Source organism: Vibrio sp. Makdt, from assembly GCF_027587015.1.
Classification (GTDB): domain Bacteria; phylum Pseudomonadota; class Gammaproteobacteria; order Enterobacterales; family Vibrionaceae; genus Vibrio; species Vibrio chagasii_B.
Genome location: NZ_JAPPTH010000022.1, coordinates 32085 through 51032, shown reverse-complemented (window position 1 = coordinate 51032; position 18948 = coordinate 32085). Strand labels below are relative to the sequence as shown.

General features: G+C 44.1%; 14 protein-coding genes and 1 pseudogene. 8 read left to right on the top strand and 7 right to left on the bottom strand.

Annotation, left to right across the window (positions count from 1 at the left end):
• Positions 1-157: 157 nt before the first annotated feature.
• Positions 158-1705: a SulP family inorganic anion transporter gene (locus OH460_RS21440; protein ID WP_008220276.1), complete on the top strand. Its 1548-nt coding sequence runs from the start codon at positions 158-160 to the stop codon at positions 1703-1705.
• A 102-nt stretch (positions 1706-1807) separates the two neighbouring features.
• Here the strand turns inward: OH460_RS21440 and OH460_RS21435 are convergent, their stop codons facing one another.
• Positions 1808-2257 (bottom strand): low molecular weight protein-tyrosine-phosphatase, encoded by a 450-nt coding sequence (locus OH460_RS21435; RefSeq protein WP_269999489.1) that lies wholly within the window; start codon positions 2255-2257, stop codon positions 1808-1810.
• Between the two features lie 84 nt (positions 2258-2341).
• Between OH460_RS21435 and cobO the strand changes: the two genes are divergently transcribed.
• Complete coding sequence (gene cobO, locus OH460_RS21430) at positions 2342-2947, top strand: cob(I)yrinic acid a,c-diamide adenosyltransferase (protein WP_008220274.1); 606 nt, start codon at positions 2342-2344, stop codon at positions 2945-2947.
• A gap of 241 nt (positions 2948-3188) precedes the next feature.
• Positions 3189-4229 carry an IS481 family transposase gene (locus OH460_RS21425; RefSeq protein WP_269999488.1) on the top strand — a complete coding sequence of 347 codons (1041 nt, stop codon included), beginning with the start codon at positions 3189-3191 and terminating at the stop codon, positions 4227-4229.
• A gap of 116 nt (positions 4230-4345) precedes the next feature.
• On the opposite strand, the gene OH460_RS21420 is transcribed toward OH460_RS21425, so the two are convergent.
• The 3 genes from OH460_RS21420 to apbC form a co-directional block, all read right to left on the bottom strand.
• The gene (locus OH460_RS21420; protein ID WP_269999487.1) at positions 4346-6472 is read right to left on the bottom strand and encodes an AsmA family protein; all 2127 of its coding nucleotides are present in this window, start codon (positions 6470-6472) and stop codon (positions 4346-4348) included.
• A 107-nt stretch (positions 6473-6579) separates the two neighbouring features.
• The gene (udk, locus tag OH460_RS21415) at positions 6580-7221 is read right to left on the bottom strand and encodes a uridine kinase (protein WP_004737367.1); all 642 of its coding nucleotides are present in this window, start codon (positions 7219-7221) and stop codon (positions 6580-6582) included.
• Between the two features lie 276 nt (positions 7222-7497).
• Positions 7498-8574: an iron-sulfur cluster carrier protein ApbC gene (gene apbC / locus OH460_RS21410; protein WP_008220270.1), complete on the bottom strand. Its 1077-nt coding sequence runs from the start codon at positions 8572-8574 to the stop codon at positions 7498-7500.
• A gap of 157 nt (positions 8575-8731) precedes the next feature.
• Here apbC and metG point away from each other — a divergent pair, with 157 nt between their 5' ends.
• Together metG and OH460_RS21400 are read left to right on the top strand one after the other, a co-directional pair.
• On the top strand, positions 8732-10792 hold the full coding sequence (gene metG / locus OH460_RS21405) for a methionine--tRNA ligase (RefSeq protein WP_102424359.1): 2061 nt from the start codon (positions 8732-8734) through the stop codon (positions 10790-10792).
• A gap of 214 nt (positions 10793-11006) precedes the next feature.
• Positions 11007-11486, top strand: coding sequence for a DUF1456 family protein (locus tag OH460_RS21400; protein ID WP_105057410.1), 480 nt, complete (start codon positions 11007-11009; stop codon positions 11484-11486).
• Positions 11487-11603: 117 nt separating this feature from the next.
• Here the strand turns inward: OH460_RS21400 and fadR are convergent, their stop codons facing one another.
• Positions 11604-12443, bottom strand: coding sequence for a fatty acid metabolism transcriptional regulator FadR (gene fadR / locus OH460_RS21395; RefSeq protein WP_008220261.1), 840 nt, complete (start codon positions 12441-12443; stop codon positions 11604-11606).
• Between the two features lie 640 nt (positions 12444-13083).
• Here fadR and nhaB point away from each other — a divergent pair.
• Positions 13084-14676 (top strand): Na(+)/H(+) antiporter NhaB, encoded by a 1593-nt coding sequence (gene nhaB, locus OH460_RS21390; protein WP_102426095.1) that lies wholly within the window; start codon positions 13084-13086, stop codon positions 14674-14676.
• Between the two features lie 147 nt (positions 14677-14823).
• Positions 14824-15333, top strand: a complete 510-nt coding sequence (gene dsbB, locus OH460_RS21385) for a disulfide bond formation protein DsbB (RefSeq protein ID WP_008220257.1) — start codon at positions 14824-14826, stop codon at positions 15331-15333.
• A 97-nt stretch (positions 15334-15430) separates the two neighbouring features.
• Here the strand turns inward: dsbB and OH460_RS21380 are convergent, their stop codons facing one another.
• On the bottom strand, positions 15431-16051 hold the full coding sequence (locus OH460_RS21380; RefSeq protein WP_269999486.1) for a YecA family protein: 621 nt from the start codon (positions 16049-16051) through the stop codon (positions 15431-15433).
• Positions 16052-16231: 180 nt separating this feature from the next.
• On the opposite strand from OH460_RS21380, the gene dusC reads away from it, so the two are divergent.
• On the top strand, positions 16232-17188 hold the full coding sequence (gene dusC, locus OH460_RS21375; protein ID WP_269999485.1) for a tRNA dihydrouridine(16) synthase DusC: 957 nt from the start codon (positions 16232-16234) through the stop codon (positions 17186-17188).
• Between the two features lie 49 nt (positions 17189-17237).
• Here dusC and OH460_RS21370 read toward each other — a convergent pair.
• Positions 17238-18705 (bottom strand): annotated as a pseudogene (locus OH460_RS21370) (GGDEF domain-containing protein).
• Positions 18706-18948 lie beyond the last annotated feature (243 nt).

Below are 18948 nucleotides of genomic sequence, written 5' to 3'. Positions count from 1 at the left end.
CTCAAAATTGGGTTCTACCTTGAACTTAGTCACAATTTTGGGTAGCATTCGCGCACTTATCTTTTCGACACTTAGCTATTGCCGCTCTTTTTCATCACTGTTTAGCTACGCAATACACTCGTGTCGGTAAATCCATTTTAAGCATAGCTGAGCACACATGTTCGAATTCCCACAATTTTCTAAGCACTCTGTAAAGAATGACGTACTGTCAGGCCTTACCGTAGCACTTGCTCTGGTACCTGAAGCTGTAGCATTCGCCTTTGTTGCTGGCGTTGACCCAATGGTTGGTCTGTACGCAGCATTCATCGTAGGTCTTATCACTTCAATCTTCGGCGGCCGCCCAGGCATGATTTCTGGTGCGACTGGCGCAATGGCTGTTGTAATGGTAAGCCTAGTTGCAACTCATGGTGTTCAATACCTATTCGCGGCAATTATGCTAGCTGGCCTTCTGCAAATTGCAGCAGGTGTCTTCAAGCTAGGTAAATTTATCCGCATCGTTCCACACCCAGTAATGATTGGTTTCGTGAACGGCTTAGCTATCGTTATTTTCCTAGCTCAACTTGGTCAATTCAAAGCACCGGATCTAACAGGTGCTTTAACTTGGCTACCAAGCGACCAGATGACTCTGATGTTAGGCCTAGTGGCACTAACTATGGCGATCATCCACTTCCTACCAAAACTGACGACAGCAGTACCATCTTCATTGGTTGCTATCGTAACGGTGACGGCATTGGTTGTAGGTCTTGATCTTGAAACTCGTACTGTTGTTGATTTCCTACGTACTATGTCTGGTGACGAAGCAGCAACGCTGGCGGGTTCTCTACCGACCTTCTCTATTCCAGCAGTACCGTTTAACCTAGAAACGCTATACATCATCCTACCTTACGCAGTGATCCTTGCAGCGATTGGTCTAATCGAATCGCTACTAACGCTAACAGTACTAGACGAGATGACAAACACTCGTGGTCAATCTAACCGTGAATGTGTTGGTCAAGGTATGGCTAACGTGACGTGTTCAGTATTTGGCGCGATGGGTGGTTGTGCGATGATTGGTCAGTCAATGATCAACGTAAACTCTGGTGGCCGTGGTCGTCTATCGGGCATCGTTGCTGCTGTGGCATTGCTAATGTTCATCTTATTCGGTTCAGCACTTATCGAAATGATCCCGCTAGCGGCGCTAGTTGGTGTGATGTTCATGGTTGTTATTGGTACATTCGAATGGGCAACCTTCAAGCTTGCACGTCGCGTACCTAAGCAAGACTTCTTCGTTATCGTTCTTGTTACGGTTGTGACAGTAATGACTGACCTAGCGGTTGCTGTATTTGTGGGTGTTATTGCATCTGCACTGATGTTTGCATGGCAGCATGCTAAGCACATCTACGCAGATACTTGCATCAACGAAGCGGGTTCAAAAGAGTACAAAGTAAACGGTCCAATCTTCTTCGGTTCAACAGCGAACTTCCTTGAGTTATTTGACGCTCATGAAGATCCACAAGACGTTATCGTTGATTTCGCGAACTCTCGCGTAACCGACCACTCAGCTATTGAAGCAATTGATACCATTGCTGAGCGTTACGCAGCACAAGGTAAAACGCTGCACCTTCGTCACCTAAGCCAAGACTGTGTTGCTATGCTGCACAAAGCAGGCAGCTTAGTAGAAGCTAACGTAGCTGAAGACCCAATCTACAAAGTAATGTCTAAGTAATCCTAAGCATCACTTTACGCTAGATATAGAGAGGCCGACATTCAATGTCGGCCTTTTTTATACTTCGCGTGCAAGCGTTCTACTGCTTTTATATCCTCGATATCAAATCGACCTTAATATCGCTTCGCTAGACTCTTCGATTAAATCCAAAACCAGTTCGAACCCATCACCCTCTCCATAATACGGATCAGGAACCTCTTGATACTGCGATTCACCAAAGCTTAGAAACAACGCCAGTTTGTATTGCAAATGTGCCGGACATTGGCTCATTAAGTCGGTCAAGTTAGCTCTATCTGCTGCGAGTATTAAGTCAAACTCTTCAAAATCATTTGCGACGACTTTTCGTGAAGTAATGCCTTTAAAGCTATAACCTCGCTTCTCTCCGACCGCTTTAGAGCGCGAGTCTGGTGGGTTACCTTGATGGAAACCAATCGTCCCTGCAGAGTCGACTAGAACATCAATATTGATCTGCTGTGCCTTCTTTCGTAATACCGCTTCACCTGTTGGCGAGCGACAAATATTCCCCATACAAACCACGAGTATCTTTTTCATCCGTAATCACCTGTTCTTCCGATGGTTTTTGCTATCGTTAAGTTAGGCTATGATAGGCGCAATCACAACTTAAAAGGATTTGTTATGTCGACTGAAGACAACAAAGAACAACGTCATAAAGCAAGACAACAGAAAGTAAAAGAACAAGTCGATGCTCGTGTCGCTGCAGCACAAGAAGTAAAGGGCCTGTTACTGGTCATCACTGGTAATGGTAAAGGCAAATCGACCTCTGGCTTTGGTACCATAACTCGCGCAGTAGGCCACGGTAAGAAATGTGCGGTTGCTCAGTTTGTTAAAGGCACTTGGGATAACGGTGAAAAGAATGTCCTGCAAAAGCTAGATGTTGAATTTCAGGTGATGGGCACTGGTTTTACCTGGGAAACGCAGAACAAGGCGCAAGATATCGAAGCGGCACAACGCGTATGGAAAGAGTGTAAACGCATGCTGGCTGACGAATCGATTGATGTGATTCTGTTTGATGAGCTGACTTACATGGTGAGCTACGGTTACATTGAACTAGATGAAGTCGTTGAAGCGCTTAACAACCGTCCGAAGATGCAATCAGTGATCATTACAGGCCGTGGCGCGCACCGCACACTGACTGAAATGGCAGACACCGTATCAGAGGTACGCAACGTGAAGCACGCTTTCGAATCTGGTGTTAAAGCGCTACAAGGCGTTGACTGGTAATCACCTTCAACCAGAGCTCCCGGACTCGGTCATTCTTCCCTCTAGAGGATGACAACCACTAGGCCGTTATGCCCTTGAGCGAGGGACGAGTGTCATAGGGAATCTCTCTTGAGTATTACCTATGCCAAAATAAAATGTATTAGTTCCGACTAGATCTGACACTTCAATTTGAAAAGAAGAGAGTTACCCACTTTGATTAAAGGTGCTTAATCACTAATCAAAGACAATAGAGGTAACTCTCATGCTTCATACTAGCAATCCAATCATCAAACACAAAGCTGGGCTTCTCAATCTTGCAGAGGAACTTGGCAATGTATCTAGAGCTTGCAAGGTTATGGGTGTCTCTCGAGACACGTTTTATCGCTATCAAGAGCTGGTTGAAACTGGCGGTATTGATGCTCTGATTAATCAGAGCAGAAGAACACCAAACTTAAAGAACCGAGTTGATAGTGAAACTGAACAAGCCGTCCTAAAATACGCCATCGACTTCCCTGCTCATGGGCAAGTTAGAACAAGCAACGAACTGCGTAAACTGGGGGTCTTTATCTCTCCAAGTGGCGTGCGCTCAATCTGGCTTCGCAACGACCTAGAAAACTTCAAAAAACGCCTCATTGCATTAGAAAAGCAAGTCGCTGAGAACGGTATCATTCTAACGGAAGAACAAGTCGCTGCTCTAGAACGCAAGAAGCATGATGATGAAGCTTGTGGTGAGATAGAAACAACACACCCAGGCTATCTAGGCTCTCAAGACACATTCTATGTCGGCAACCTTAAAGGTGTTGGGCGTATCTATCAGCAGACGTTCGTTGATACCTACAGCAAAATAGCGTTCGCAAAGCTCTACACAACAAAAACACCAATCACGGCAGCAGATATGTTGAATGACAAGGTTCTGCCGTTCTTCGAGAATCATAAGCTGCCAATGTTGAGAATCTTGACTGACCGAGGCACTGAATACTGTGGTCGTGTTGATCAGCATGACTACCAACTCTATCTAGCCATCAATGATATCGACCACACGAAAACGAAAGCGATGTCACCGCAGACAAATGGTATCTGCGAACGCTTTCACAAGACCATATTGAATGAGTTCTACCAAGTCACATTCAGAAAGAAACTGTATAGTTCTATGGAAGAGTTACAGAAAGATCTGGACGAATGGATGGACTACTACAACAATCATCGTACCCATCAAGGAAAAATGTGCTGTGGCAGAACGCCAATAGAGACATTAGAGGATGGGAAATCAATCTGGGCTGAAAAGAATTTAGCCCAGATATAATCTGACAGGCACCGAGTCTAAAAGTGGGTAACTGTCAGATCAGGTCTGAATTAGTACAAATAAAAAGCGCCATTCCTACAATAGGAATGGCGCTTGTTTATATTTAGCGAGAACCGTTAATTAAAGAAACCTTTCAATAAACCATCTACGGCTTCTTTGGTCTTCTCATCTTTAATCTTGTCCGTTAGCTTGTTAACACCACGGTCAATCTCTTTCTGTGCTTTTTGCTTCAATACATCATCAAAAACAAGTGCAAATTTCGGGTCAGCCCATTGGCCTGTCACCTTAATCGGAATCGTCACATCTTTCAGGTCATCAATACTCTTACCGCCCTGACCTTCTAATGAGCCAACAATCGATGTTCTTACTAAGAAATCTACCGTTTCATTAATGAAGTTAGCTTTGCCTTGGCCTGTAACGCGTAGTAATGGTGATTGTGCCGACAAGTCATTCGTTGAAACCCAACCTTTATCAACCTTAAGCGTCGCTTTCATCGCACTAAAATCAGTCTTTTTAGCTTCATTTGTGCTTTCAACTTTTTCACCTTTGATCTTCGCGTAGTTCTCACGAATCAGCTGTGCAACGTTGATGCCGTTAACCGCACCATCTTCAAAGTTAATCGCGATAGTACCAACTAAGTTCTTTTTGATTCCTGTTGGTGTAAGGCTCTTACCTTTCACATTAACATCGATATTACCTGTACCTTCAAGCATATCGTTACCGGCAACATCAACCAATAATGGCTGAACTTTCACACCTTTAATTCTCTTCTTAGCAGTGTAAGTCGCTGGTGTTTTACGAGCGTCTAGTTTCGCTGTCGCAGAGATAGAACCTTGATAAAGGTTTGATGTGAATGAAGTCAATTCAGCAACACCGCGGTTAACAGAGAACGCCGTTTTAACATTCTGCATTTTCGCATTGTTTGCTTTGAACTTATCGATCGTGATATCACCTTTCACATCAAGCGTTTTCAACGCAGATAGGTCAGGTTCAACTTCTTTCGCTGGTGCTGAGCTGCCTGACTTTGACGTTGAGCCACCAGCAGAACCAGAAGGCGCCGTGCTCGCAGTTTCTGTTGAACTACCTAAACCTAGGAACTCGTCTAAATCAATATTCGGGCTATGAAGCGAGAAACGAACCTTTGGTATATCTGACAGAGTAACGTCGGCTTTACCGTCTAATGCAATAGAGTTAGCTTGTAGCTTCTCTAGCACAAAGCTCAAATGGCTCTTCGTTAGATAAAAGCTAAGATCAGACAACATGTCGACTTTCATTGGTGACTGAGGAAGCGTGTCACCCTTGAACGTAGAGTCTAACGTTAACTTGTTCAGTGTCACTTTTGAAATTGCTTTATCAACCGTCAGCTCACCGCCACCTTTCAGGTCTAAATCTAGACCAGCAGCTTTACCAACCACAGCGTAAGTCAGTTGGTTAACCTTATCGAACTCAAACGTATCTAAACCAAGCTTTACGGAGTCAATTGACGTCGTTGGGTCATTAAACTTAGCGTTTAGGTCGATATTACGTAGCGCATAGCTTGCAAAGCCTTCAGCCAATTTGAACTCTGCACTACCGTTAGCTGAGAATTTTTGTTGGTTGTTCTCACCAGACGCAGCGAAAGTTGCCGTCGTCCATGTGTCTACTGCGAACTCAGATAGGTTCAAAGACACATCGTACAGTTTAGTGAAAGAACCCGCTTGCTTATCATCCATTTCAAATAGTGCGTTTGAAATGGTTACGCCTGCTAGATTTATCGTCCAGCCAGATGCCTCAGATGCGCTTTGCTCTTGTGGAGCCTGCGCAGGCTCAGACGTTGTATCAGCTGCTGGTGCCGACGCATCAGATGTAGATGCTTGCGTCAGCGCATCAATATTTTTACGGCCATCTTTAAGCGTTTCTAAGTAGAATTCAGCGCCATCTAGAGTGATGTTGCCGATCTCTAGTTGGTTGCTAAATAGCGGAGTAACCGAAACGTCAACGCCAACGGTATCAACCTTAAATAGGTTAGGTTGGGTGAACCCTTCTGGGTTGCGTAATTCAGTTTGACCAAGTTCGAAGCCAATAGATGGGAAGAATTGCCAGCTGATATCACCCTCGATCACTAGCTCAAGGCCGGTGTGCTTCTGGGCTTGTTCGACAATTAATGGCTTAAATTGGTTGGGATTCACTAACAGTACTAGTGCCAAAATTGCTGCAACAACAATAAACACTGGCACAGCTATGAAAATGAGTAGTTTCTTCATCCGCATATTCCTTGCTTAGATTCCAAAAGAAAGTGGCACTATAAAAGTGCCACTGATTCGGTAAAAAATAAAGCTAAGTGAGTCACTTAGGCAAAACTTTTATTCGATTAAGACTTCAACAACTTCGCAATGTGCGCTTTTAGTACATCAATCGCGATACGGTTTTTACCACCACGAGGAACGATGATGTCTGCATGTTGTTTTGAAGGCTCGATAAACTGCATGAACATCGGACGTACTGTTTCTTGGTATTGCTTTAGTACTGTATCCATTGTTCGACCACGCTCTTCAACGTCGCGCTTAACACGGCGTAGTAGACAGATGTCTAGTGGTGTATCCATGAACACACTTGCGTGCATTAGGTTACGAAGACGTGGGTCTGTTAATAGCAGAATACCTTCTAAAATGATCACTTTCTTAGGAGTAAGTGTAGTCGTTTCAGAAGTACGTGTGTGTTCTGTGTAGCTGTACTCTGGTACTTCTACAGCATTGCCGCTCATCAGCTGCTGTAAATGCTCACATAACAGATCATGGTCCAGTGCATTTGGGTGATCGTAGTTAGTTTTAACACGCTCTTCCATACTCAAGTGGCTTTGGTCGCTGTAATAGCAATCTTCCGTGATAACACCAATTTGATGGTCGCCTACTTTTTCGCGCAGCTCATTATAAATCGTACTAGCAATCAGACTTTTTCCTGAAGCTGAAGCGCCAGCGATACCTACGATGACACATTGATTATTATCAGACATTATTTTGCACCCGATATGGTTTGGTGGTGGGAATAGATAAACCGCCTGATTATAGGGGCTAAAGCACCGAGATTCTAGTCGCCATTTTAGCAAATTGCAGTCAAATTGATGATCTCAATACATTTACTTAAGACAATCGTTTGCTTTCAAATAACTTGCCTACAACTATTTGCACAGGCTTGCCAACTACCTAACCAAAAAACGATAGTTGTGCAAAAACCACGGGCTGTTTATCTAAACCACTCATTATCTATACCGCGTTGAGGTTCGCGCTTACTATTCAACCATAGAAAAGTTAATCGCTTCTGGTCGTGCTTTACCCGTCCAAAACATTTTAGCCGCGACATTTTCAGCAAGCTCAAGGTAGTGACGTGTATGTTCGCTATCAGGGCGACGCACTACCGTCGGGCAACCGGCATCGATGTCTTCGCGAACATCAATATGCAGTGGGATTTGCGCTAAGATATCGAGGTAGAACTCTTCAGACATAGCCTCTGCGCCACCAGCGCCAAAGATATGCTCTTTCTCACCACAGTGACTACATATATGGTAGCTCATGTTTTCAACTAAGCCTGCTACAGGCACACTCACTTTATCGAACATCGCGACACCTTTACGTGCGTCTGCTAAAGCCAGATCTTGAGGAGTAGTCACAACCACCGCACCGGTTACTGGGATCTGCTGAGATAGAGTTAACTGGATATCACCTGTGCCCGGTGGCATATCGATAACCAGGTAATCCAATTCTGGCCATACCGTTTCATTCACAAGCTGACCCAGTGCTTTTGCCGCCATTGGACCACGCCAAATCGCAGCGTCATCTTTCGATACAAGGTAACCAATTGAATGCGTGAAAATACCGTGCGCTTCGATTGGCATCATCCACTTATTGTTTTGCACTTCTGGCTTCGCATCTAGTTGTCCTAGCATCATAGGAACCGATGGGCCGTAGATGTCCGCATCCAATAAACCGACTTTTGAGCCTGACTTAGATAAAGCCAGCGCAAGGTTAACGGAAGTCGTTGATTTGCCCACCCCGCCCTTGGCAGAAGTGACAGCAATAATATTCTTCACGCCTTTAAGTGGCGTTGATACCGTCGTTTCAAGTGCCGATGGCTTGACCTTCACTTCAAATTGAAAAGCACTCACAAGCTTTTGTTCAATCTGAGCGTTCATCCAATTTTCCAGGTCAACAGCAAGCTGATTCGCAGCGAAAGGCAAAGTAATAACAAACGATCCACGAGGATCAACTGAGACAATGTTTTGGTGTAGCGCCCACTCTGGGATGAGGATTGGTGACTCAAACTCATTCAACCATGAACAGAAATCTTGCTTCGAAGTAAAGTTACGCATTGGGGCTCCTTTTTTTATTTATGCTATCACCCACGAGATGAAGACTGAACCCCTAAAAAACTAGGGGAATCCTTTGTCTGATACCTTGGCGTATCACACGTTATAAAGTAGTATTACCAATCAAATTTATACCTATCAAAAAAGCGAATTATTAAGTATGGCAACTGATCCAAGACAACTTTTGGTAACTTGTGCGCTTCCGTACGCTAACGGCTCTATTCACCTTGGTCATATGCTTGAGCATATCCAAGCTGATATCTGGGTTCGATACCAGCGTCTACGTGGCAACACTGTAAACTTCATCTGTGCTGACGATGCTCACGGCACGCCAATTATGCTTAAAGCTCAACAGATGGGTATCACGCCAGAAGAGATGATCGCTGCTGTTAGTGAAGAGCACCAAAAAGACTTCGCTGGCTTTGATATCAGCTTTGATAACTACCACAGCACACACAGCGACGAGAACCGTGAACTGGCTTCTCACATCTACCTAGAACTTAAAAAGAACGGTTTCATTTCTAGCCGTACTATTTCTCAGCTTTTCGACCCTGAGAAAGAGATGTTCTTACCAGACCGTTTCGTAAAAGGTACTTGCCCTAAGTGTAAGTCAGAAGACCAGTACGGTGATAACTGTGATAACTGTGGTGAGACATACAGCCCAACTGAGCTAATCGATCCTAAGTCAGCAGTTTCTGGCGCAACTCCAGTAATGAAAGACTCTGAGCACTTCTTCTTCGATCTACCTCAGTTTGAAAGCATGCTAAAAGAGTGGACACGTTCTGGCTCACTGCAAGCTGAAACAGCAAACAAAATGCAAGAGTGGTTCGAGTCTGGTCTACAACAGTGGGACATCTCTCGTGATGCACCATACTTTGGCTTCGAGATCCCAGGCGAAAAAGACAAGTTCTTCTACGTATGGCTAGATGCACCAATCGGCTACATGGGCTCATTCAAGAACCTATGTGACAAGCGCGACGATCTAGACTTTAACGAGTACTGGAAGAAAGACAGCACCGCTGAGCTTTACCACTTCATCGGTAAAGACATCGTTTACTTCCACAGCCTATTCTGGCCTGCAATGCTAGAAGGTTCTGGTTTCCGTAAGCCAAACAACGTATTCGTACACGGCTACGTGACTGTAAACGGCGCGAAGATGTCTAAGTCTAAAGGTACTTTCATTAAAGCAAGTACGTACCTAAATCACCTAGACCCTGAATGTCTACGTTACTACTACGCTGCGAAACTAAACAGCCGTATCGATGACCTTGACCTTAACCTTGAAGACTTCACTCAACGTGTAAACGCTGACGTAGTAAACAAGATTGTTAACTTAGCTTCTCGTAACGCTGGCTTCATCACTAAGCGCTTCGAAGGCAAGCTAGCCGCTGAATTTGCAGAACCAGAGCTATACAACGAATTCGTTGCTGCTGCAGAGCGTATCGGTGAGCTATACGAAACTCGTGAATTCAGCCGTGCTATCCGTGAAATCACAGCACTAGCAGATAAAGCGAACCAGTACATCGACGAAAAAGCACCTTGGGTTCTTGCAAAAGAAGAAGGTAAAGAGAAAGAGCTTCAAGAAGTTTCTTCTGTTGGTATCAACCTATTCCGCGTCCTAATGGCTTACCTGAAACCAGTGATGCCTGAACTTGCGGCTCGCACTGAAGCTTTCCTAAACGAAGAGCTAACGTGGGAAGGTGTTGCTACTCCGCTAACCGATCACGAGATCACTAAGTTCAAAGCGCTATTTAGCCGTATTGATCCTAAGAAAGTGGAAGCGATGATTGAGTCTTCTAAAGAAGACGCAGCAGCAGAAATGGCAGCTAAAGAGAAAGCAGAAGCTGAGAAAGAAAAAGCAAGCCAAACAGAGCTAGACAAAGAACCAATCGCTGAAGAGATTGAATTTGACGCGTTCGCAGCCGTTGATATGCGTATTGCTCGTATCATCTCTTGTGAAGAAGTGCCAAAAGCGAACAAACTACTGAAGTTCCAACTGGACATCGGTGGTGAGACTCGCCAAGTATTCTCTGGCATCAAGTCAGCATACAAACCTGAAGAGCTAGAAGGCAAGCTAACTGTTATGGTTGCAAACCTAAAACCTCGTAAGATGAAGTTTGGTATGTCTGAAGGAATGATCCTAGCAGCAGGCCCTGGCGGCAGCGACCTATGGATCCTTGAGCCACACGAAGGTGCTCAACCTGGTATGCGTGTAATGTAATTTTGGCGTCTGTCAGATAAAGCATTCACTGCCAAATCCCTGATGTAACTTAACTTGAAAGAGTTAATAGCATCGGGGATTTTTTATATCTACCGAAAATCGGCGTTCTCTGTTAGAGTCGCCGTCAACTATGCTAAGTAAAGTATGACAAGGTTATCAGCAGCAATACGCCGTTTGAAGCCGCTTTACTCTCTAAACCTTTTAGGACACCTCTGTGACTAACAACGAAATCTTGCGTCGTATTCAACACGCACTAAACCTTAAGAACGCACAAATCATCAAAGCTATCGAGCAAGCGGATGTGACTGTTGCCCACGACCAAGTGATTAACTGGCTAAAAGCGGATAACGATAAGTCATGCTCTAAGATGAAAGACAAAGAGTTAGCGGTATTCCTAAATGGTTTCATCAACCTTAAGCGCGGTAAAAAAGAAGGGGCTCAGCCAAAGCCTGAAGTTGCACTTACCAACAACATGATTTTCATGAAGCTACGTATTGCGTTGAACATGAAAGCAGAAGACGTGCTCGATGTATTAGAAGTGGTGGGTATCAGCCTAAGTAAGTATGAGATTGGCGCCTACTTCCGCAAGCCAGAGAACAAAAACTACAAAGTGTGTGAAGACCAATTGCTTTGTGATTTTCTAAATGGCGTTCAATTTACTCACCGTCCAGACTCAGAAGAGTTTGCGGGTTAAATAACAATCGACCAAGTTAACCAGACTCTTAATAAATAAAAAGCGGCGAGATAATTGAATTATCTCGCCGCTTTTCTTTGTTCTTACTTTAGAAACTGACTAAGTTAACCAAAAAGATTAGCTGTCGTCTTCCGTAAAGTTTGTTGGTAACGTCGTTTTCATTTCGTTCCAGATCTGTGCACTTGCGATACCGTAATTACGAATAACCAAAGGCAAGTTTTCACGTTGACCGCTCTCACAGATAACGAACAACTCTTTGTAAAACTCCATAGCCAAGCGACGAGCTTCAGGATTAGAGAAGTAGTAGCTACCAATACGATCATAGAGCTTACGTACACCGTTAAAGATCAGACCGTAAATCTGGTTACCTGAATGGAACGCCAAACGTTGGAACAGCATGTAGTCGTAAAAGTTGAATGTCTTCGCGATCAAGATCGTTTGACGTTTTGCTTCATCTTTCTCTGTGTCTTCTTTTACTGCTTGCTTAATTTTGTCTGCATACGGAGAAGATTCTAAGAACTCATCCCACGTAGGTGCCGCAAGTAGCGCTTCACACGATTCAATCACATTACTGATTGTACGCTCTGAAGCCTCTTTATTTGCTTTGAATGCATAACGCATGAAAATCGGGCTGATATTAGTACGAGCAGCAAGCAGGTCTTCTACCATCTTGCTTGCGTTATCAACATCCAGCGTCATTAGCGTATCAAGGATATGAAGGCCTGATGTCTCCATAAACTGGTTAACTTTAGTTGGTTTGCCATGTTGGATTGTTAACCAACCATCACGAGCAAGACGTTGTAGTACTTCACGAAGCGTAGTACGTGTAACACCAATTAGCTCAGAAAGCTCACGCTCTGCTGGCAAGATAGAACCTGGAGGGAAACGGCCATTCCAAATACTTTCAATGATATACTTTTCTGCAAATCCTGCCGGGCTCTTCGCCTTAATGACCATCTACACTTCAATCCAATTAAATTATTTTCTTCTAATTTACTCATCATACCACTAGTAAAGGCGAGCGGAAACACCCTCAAAAATTTTACTCCCTCAAAACACCAGTAGAGCTAAAGCTCTAAAGTTAAGCTCATGTTTCCGTCCAAGGTTTGCAAAGCAAGTCTATATAAATCAGCATTTCAACAAATAATTAACACAATAAATTCACTTTAAAATCAACGACATTGGTCATATTTTCAAAGCTATCAAATTGCAATATTAAGTTGTAATAATCATATATAAACCGTCTTTATTCTGTAAATTTCAATCATTTCGCTGAAATATTGATTCTAGTCGGTTTTTATCACATTTTAAGTGGTATGCTTCCGCTACTTTGATCGCGTTTCTCACACAAAAAAGAGGTATTTTAGGTGCTACAGGGCTTTTCCTGTTGACTAAATGTTATCTAAGAGTAGAGTTGCGCTCAAAAATAAGCAGTGCTTGAGTTTCTAAGGGAGTGACTTGGCAAGACCACAGAACGTTACATGGAATGTAGTTTTTCTAAGTCACTGTTAGTTATAGTTTTTAACACTTTCTATAGCTCGATTCTCAAAATGTTGTATTGCTTGTCTATTCATAATCAACATAAAAGAGTATTAACATGCCGATGTCTCTCGGAAACGCTTTTATCAAGAATTTCCTTGGTAAAGCTCCTGATTGGTATAAACTTGCCATCATTTCCTTTTTAATCATCAACCCGTTTGTTTTCTTCCTAGTTGACCCATTTGTTGCGGGTTGGCTATTGGTGGTTGAGTTTATTTTCACCCTAGCTATGGCTCTCAAGTGCTACCCTCTTCAACCGGGTGGCTTATTGGCAATTCAAGCCGTTGCGATTGGCATGACCAAACCTGAAATGGTTTATCATGAGCTGCAAGCAAACCTTCCAGTATTACTCTTATTAGTATTCATGGTTGCCGGCATTTACTTCATGAAAGAACTTCTTCTGTTCATTTTCACGAAGATACTGCTCGGCATTCGTTCTAAGATCATGCTTTCTGTTGCGTTCTGTGTTGCAGCAGCATTCCTATCAGCTTTCCTAGATGCACTAACTGTAATCGCAGTTGTGATCAGCGTGGCTGTGGGCTTCTACTCGATTTACCACAAAGTGGCATCGGGCAAAGGCTCTAACTCTGCACACGACCATACTCACGATGAAGAAATCTCTGAACTAACTCGTGAAGACTTAGAAGACTACCGTGCTTTCTTACGTTCGCTACTGATGCACGCTGGTGTAGGTACTGCGCTAGGTGGTGTAATGACCATGGTTGGTGAACCACAAAACTTAGTTATCGCGAAACAAGCAGGCTGGGAATTCGGTGAGTTTATTATCCGTATGCTTCCTGTAACATTGCCTGTTTTCTTCTGCGGCATTCTAACTTGTGCGCTTGTCGAGAAATTCAAAGTATTCGGTTATGGCGCCAAGCTGCCAAACAACGTTCGCCAAATCCTAGTTGAGTTTGACAACAAAGAACGTGAAAACCGAACTAAACAAGATGTTGCAAAGCTTTGGGTTCAAAGTGCAATCGCAGTTTGGCTTATCGTTGGCTTGGCACTTCACGTTGCTGAAGTTGGTTTAATTGGTCTTTCAGTTATCATTTTAGCGACTGCGTTTACAGGTGTAATCGAAGAGCACTCTATGGGTAAAGCTTTTGAGGAAGCGCTACCATTTACTGCGCTTCTTGCAGTGTTCTTCGCTGTCGTTGCAGTAATCATCGACCAAGCACTATTCAAGCCAGTAATCGATGCGGTTCTTCACGTTGAAGATAAAGGCGCTCAGCTTGCCCTATTCTATGTAGCCAACGGTATTCTATCGATGGTTTCAGATAACGTGTTCGTAGGTACGGTTTACATCAACGAAGTGAAAACAGCGTTGGTTGAAGGCATTATCACTCGCGACCAATTCGACCTGCTTGCTGTTGCTATCAACACAGGTACTAACCTACCTTCAGTTGCAACACCAAACGGTCAAGCTGCGTTCTTATTCCTATTAACGTCTGCACTTGCGCCGTTAATTCGACTGTCTTACGGCCGCATGGTAATCATGGCCCTGCCATACACTATCGTGCTAGCACTGGTTGGCCTTGCAGGCATCGTATACTTTGTTGAACCGATGACAGCATGGTTCTATGACGCAGGTTGGATCATTCAGCGCACCGGTGAAGCGGTTGCTCCAGTGATCTCTGGTGGTCACTAAGCTACACACTGTGTCGCAAAGCACAAAATGTGTAACTCACTAATCAAAAATATTAGTTGATTAGGAAACTTATCCAAGATAAAAAGCTCTGAGTATTCAGGGCTTTTTTATTTTATAGACGGGATTTAATTCGTGAACTTTTTTGTAATGCTCAAAGACTTCTCTAAGGGACGTTTATCTTGGCTTTTACTGCTAGCATTTATCGTATTTTTTGAGGCTTGTGCGCTGTTCTTTCAGCATGTCATGATGCTTGGCCCTTGTGTCATGTGTATTTATGAGCGTGTGGCAATGCTAGCTATTGGTGTCGCAGCCATGATAGGTGCTATCGCCCCGAACAATCCAATCTCGCGCTGGCTTGGCCTTGCTGGCTGGGGTTTTGGCGCATACAAAGGTTTAACGTTGGCTTTGGAGCACGTTGATTACCAGTTCAACCCGTCTCCATTTGCAACCTGTGACCTGTTCGTGACCTTCCCTAGCTGGGCACCTTTAAACCAATGGGCTCCGTGGATGTTTGAAGCCTACGGTGACTGCAGCAAGGTCGTGTGGCAGTTCTTGTCGCTTTCTATGCCGCAATGGCTTGTCATTATCTTTGCAGGCAACTTAGTGGCGTTCGGTTTCGTGGTCATTTCTCAATTCGTTAAATCCAAGAACAACTAATCACTCACGCTTTACAAAAACTAAAAAGTCGACCTTAGGGTCGACTTTTTGTTATCCAATCTTTGTCGTTCTCTAAAGAACAGCGCGCTTGAAACGATTAACTGTTCTTGCCACAGCATTGCTTGAATTTTTTACCGCTTTCACACGGACAAGCATCGTTACGACCGATATCTTTAAACGGATTCACGCTCTGAGATTTATTACCCAGCATCGCTTCATCAGCAGCCAATGCGACCTCAGAAATCATTAAGTCAACTTGACCGACAAGATCTGCAAGCGCAGGCGGGTTCTCTAGTCCAGCCGCCACCATTTGCTGTTGAGTTTGCTCTTCATCAATCGCGAGCATCAATGTCGTCAGCAGAGCTTGTAGCATGCGTAGTGTGCCGTCAGCAACACTTACGGTTTGCCATTGCTCTTCTACGGTTGGCCAAACCATCATGAAACCTTCCGCGAAATCAGCGAATTGTTCAGTAAAGTCACCTTCAGAAAACACATCTGTCAGTAAGTATTCACTACGCTGAATGAGGTTGTGCTGGCGGTTAATCTGTTCTGTCACGATTGCCACAAGCGCTTCACCCGCTTCTGGAGCAATAATCGCAAGCCACGCTTCTGGCTCTAACGGCTTAGTGGCTAGGTTAGAAGCAAGAATTGCCCCTTCAAGAAACTGCGGAGTAATGTCGGTAATTGACTCTGGTAGGCTTAATATTTGATATGTCATGAAAGCTCTGGATAGTGGGGCATTTTTCCTATTATAACGCTATCCCATGCATCATGTCGCCATTAACCGATTGAATGAGCCTCATCGTAAGCAAAGCCACACTCATAGTGACAATCCCGTGGGCAAGCCGTACAATCACGCCTCTTTATTTTCAGGACAGAGATGTTTCGGTAAATCAGCATGCGAGTAATACTTGGCCCTATGGAGGGCGTTCTAGACCATCTAATGCGTGAAATTCTCACAGAGCTCAATGATTACGATCTCTGCGTAACCGAATTCGTGCGTGTTACTGATCAACTATTACCGCCGCATGTATTCCATCGCTTGTGTCCTGAGCTCCACCAAGGCTCTCAGACGATGGCGGGCGTTCCTGTCCATGTGCAGCTACTCGGTCAACACCCGAAATGGATGGCAGAAAATGCGATTCAAGCTGCGAACCTTGGTGCCAAAGGTATCGATCTAAACTTCGGTTGCCCAGCCAAAGCGGTAAATAAGAGTAACGGTGGCGCATCATTACTGAAAGAGCCCGAGCTTATCTACCAAGTTGTTAAAGCGACCCGAGAAGCTGTCCCTGATCACATCCCTGTTTCCGCTAAAATTCGTTTAGGCTGGGAACACCCAGACGAGTGCTTTGAGATTGTCGATGCGATTGAACAAGCCAAAGCGGACGAACTAACAGTCCATGCAAGAACCAAAACCGGTGGCTATAAAGCAAGTGAAATAAAGTGGGATTACATCAATCAAATCCGCCAGAAGACGTCGCTGCCTTTGATCGCGAATGGTGAGATTTGGAACTATCAAGACGGGCAAGATTGCATTAAAACGACAGGTGTCGATTCACTCATGGTATGCCGTGGCGCATTCAACGTTCCAAATCTTGGTAACGTGGTTAAGCACAACCACCAGCCAATGCCATGGATAGAGGTGATTGCTCTGCTGTTACGCTATTCAGAGTTCGAAATTGAGGGCGATAAAGGCCTTTACTATCCAAACCGTGTAAAACAGTGGTTTGTGTATCTGCGCAAAGAGTACCCAGAAGCGGAAGAGCTGTTCCGAGAAATCAGAACCTACAAAAAAGCCGCGCCTATCGTCGAGCAGATAAAACGCTACCAAGAGCTGTACAATCAGCCTGCATAGTTCTCCGCTCTCGAACTGTCGATTAAAGCATGTAGACTGAACAACGTGGCTAGAATTCGATACGATCTTTACCGGTCGTTTTAGCCACGTAAAGCTTCTCATCAGCAAACTTAAATATCTCTTCAAAGTGAAGCTTGCTCTGTTCTGTCTCTACAATGCACACACCGCCAGATACTGTGAATCCATTCGGAATAATATCTGTTGAATTGGCGCAAATCGCTGTTTTTACACGATCGAGTGTTCGCATCAAAGTCTCGCGATCATCCCCTTTCAGGTAGACTACAAACTCTTCGCCACCAAACCGGGCTGCAACATCACTACTGCGTATGCTACTCGTGATTTGGCGTGACATGTAACGAATGACATCATCGCCTTTATCATGACCGTAGGTGTCATTGATCGACTTAAAGTCGTCAATATCAAAAACGGTCAAAGCAAACAGTTGGTCATGCTCTACTCTACGCCAAAATGCTTCCAACCCGCGTCGATTCAGCAACCCCGTCATTGGATCTTTAGCCGCAAGCTCTTTGAAATAACCCCTTTCAATATTAGAGTTAACATAGAAGAAAATAGTCACAGAGAACAGATACACAATAATGGCAACGATAAGGCTGTCTTTCTCATAAACAAAAAAGTGCTCAATCTCTTTCACTAAATCTAATTCATAGTACATCGCGTGATGCGAGGCGACACCTTCGAGGTTAATCCCGTGATAGAAAGCTGCGGTAGCTTTCGGCATCGTTAGAGTTGTGTCTATGATATCGATACGACCAGCCAGGTGTTCGTTAGAGTTTGCCAACAGCCGATCCGCGTTTATATCAACCGACAACATTCCTTGGTGCACGCCTTTATGGAACACAGGAATAGTCATACTAATCATGCGATCAAGAGAATCAAAACGATAACCAGGGCCAGAAAGGGTCAGTTGATCGGGGTTATTCGCAGTTTTCTGCCAATATGGGCGACTCTTAATGGTCGATAACAACTCTTTACTCAACCCTTTGGCAAAATCCTCTGGCGAAGAGATCACATAACCACGAGTGTCAATGAAGTGTACACCGTCGTGGTATTCATCAAGTTGAGATAAGAATGAAAGAATCGGGGCAAGTGCGATCTTTTCTGATGCACTTTTGTAGCTATCACTGCTTTCGGAACAGAGGGACTCTTCGCCAATCAACATATAGTCGATATCAACAGAGGGGATATCTGAAGTTTTACCATCCGCTAGGAGTAGCACATCAATAGGCCAGATTTGGCAAAGTCCATTCACAACATGTTTATTGTGATCAAGAAAAAGCGGGTTTCCTGATTTGTAGTAGTTAGAGAAGCTGTAGTCTAGGGCTGTGACCACTTTTGTAGTTCTTTTAAATACATCTTCGATACGATGAAACTCGCTGTCGATGTCTTTTTTCACCGAATCGAAATGGTTCTTTCCGATTAAACCAAGCAGCATTGCCGCGATCACCGCGGGAAACCCGAAAGACAAAGGTAAGGCTAAAGTGCCTATTTACTTTCATATAATGTGCTCTTAGCGCTCAGCTATTTTCATTTACCCCATTAATATTATTACATTAATCGCCAACCTGCTCGACGTAAAATAATGTAAATTGATATTAACGGTACCGCTCTCGGTGAAATAACTGCTTATAAATGAACAAAATAGATAAAAGTTAACGCGTAGAACAGCGTAGCGCCATTTGATGGAAGGCAATGCTAGCACCGTTAACAATATGACTTATGTCTAATTCGCTAAGCTCATG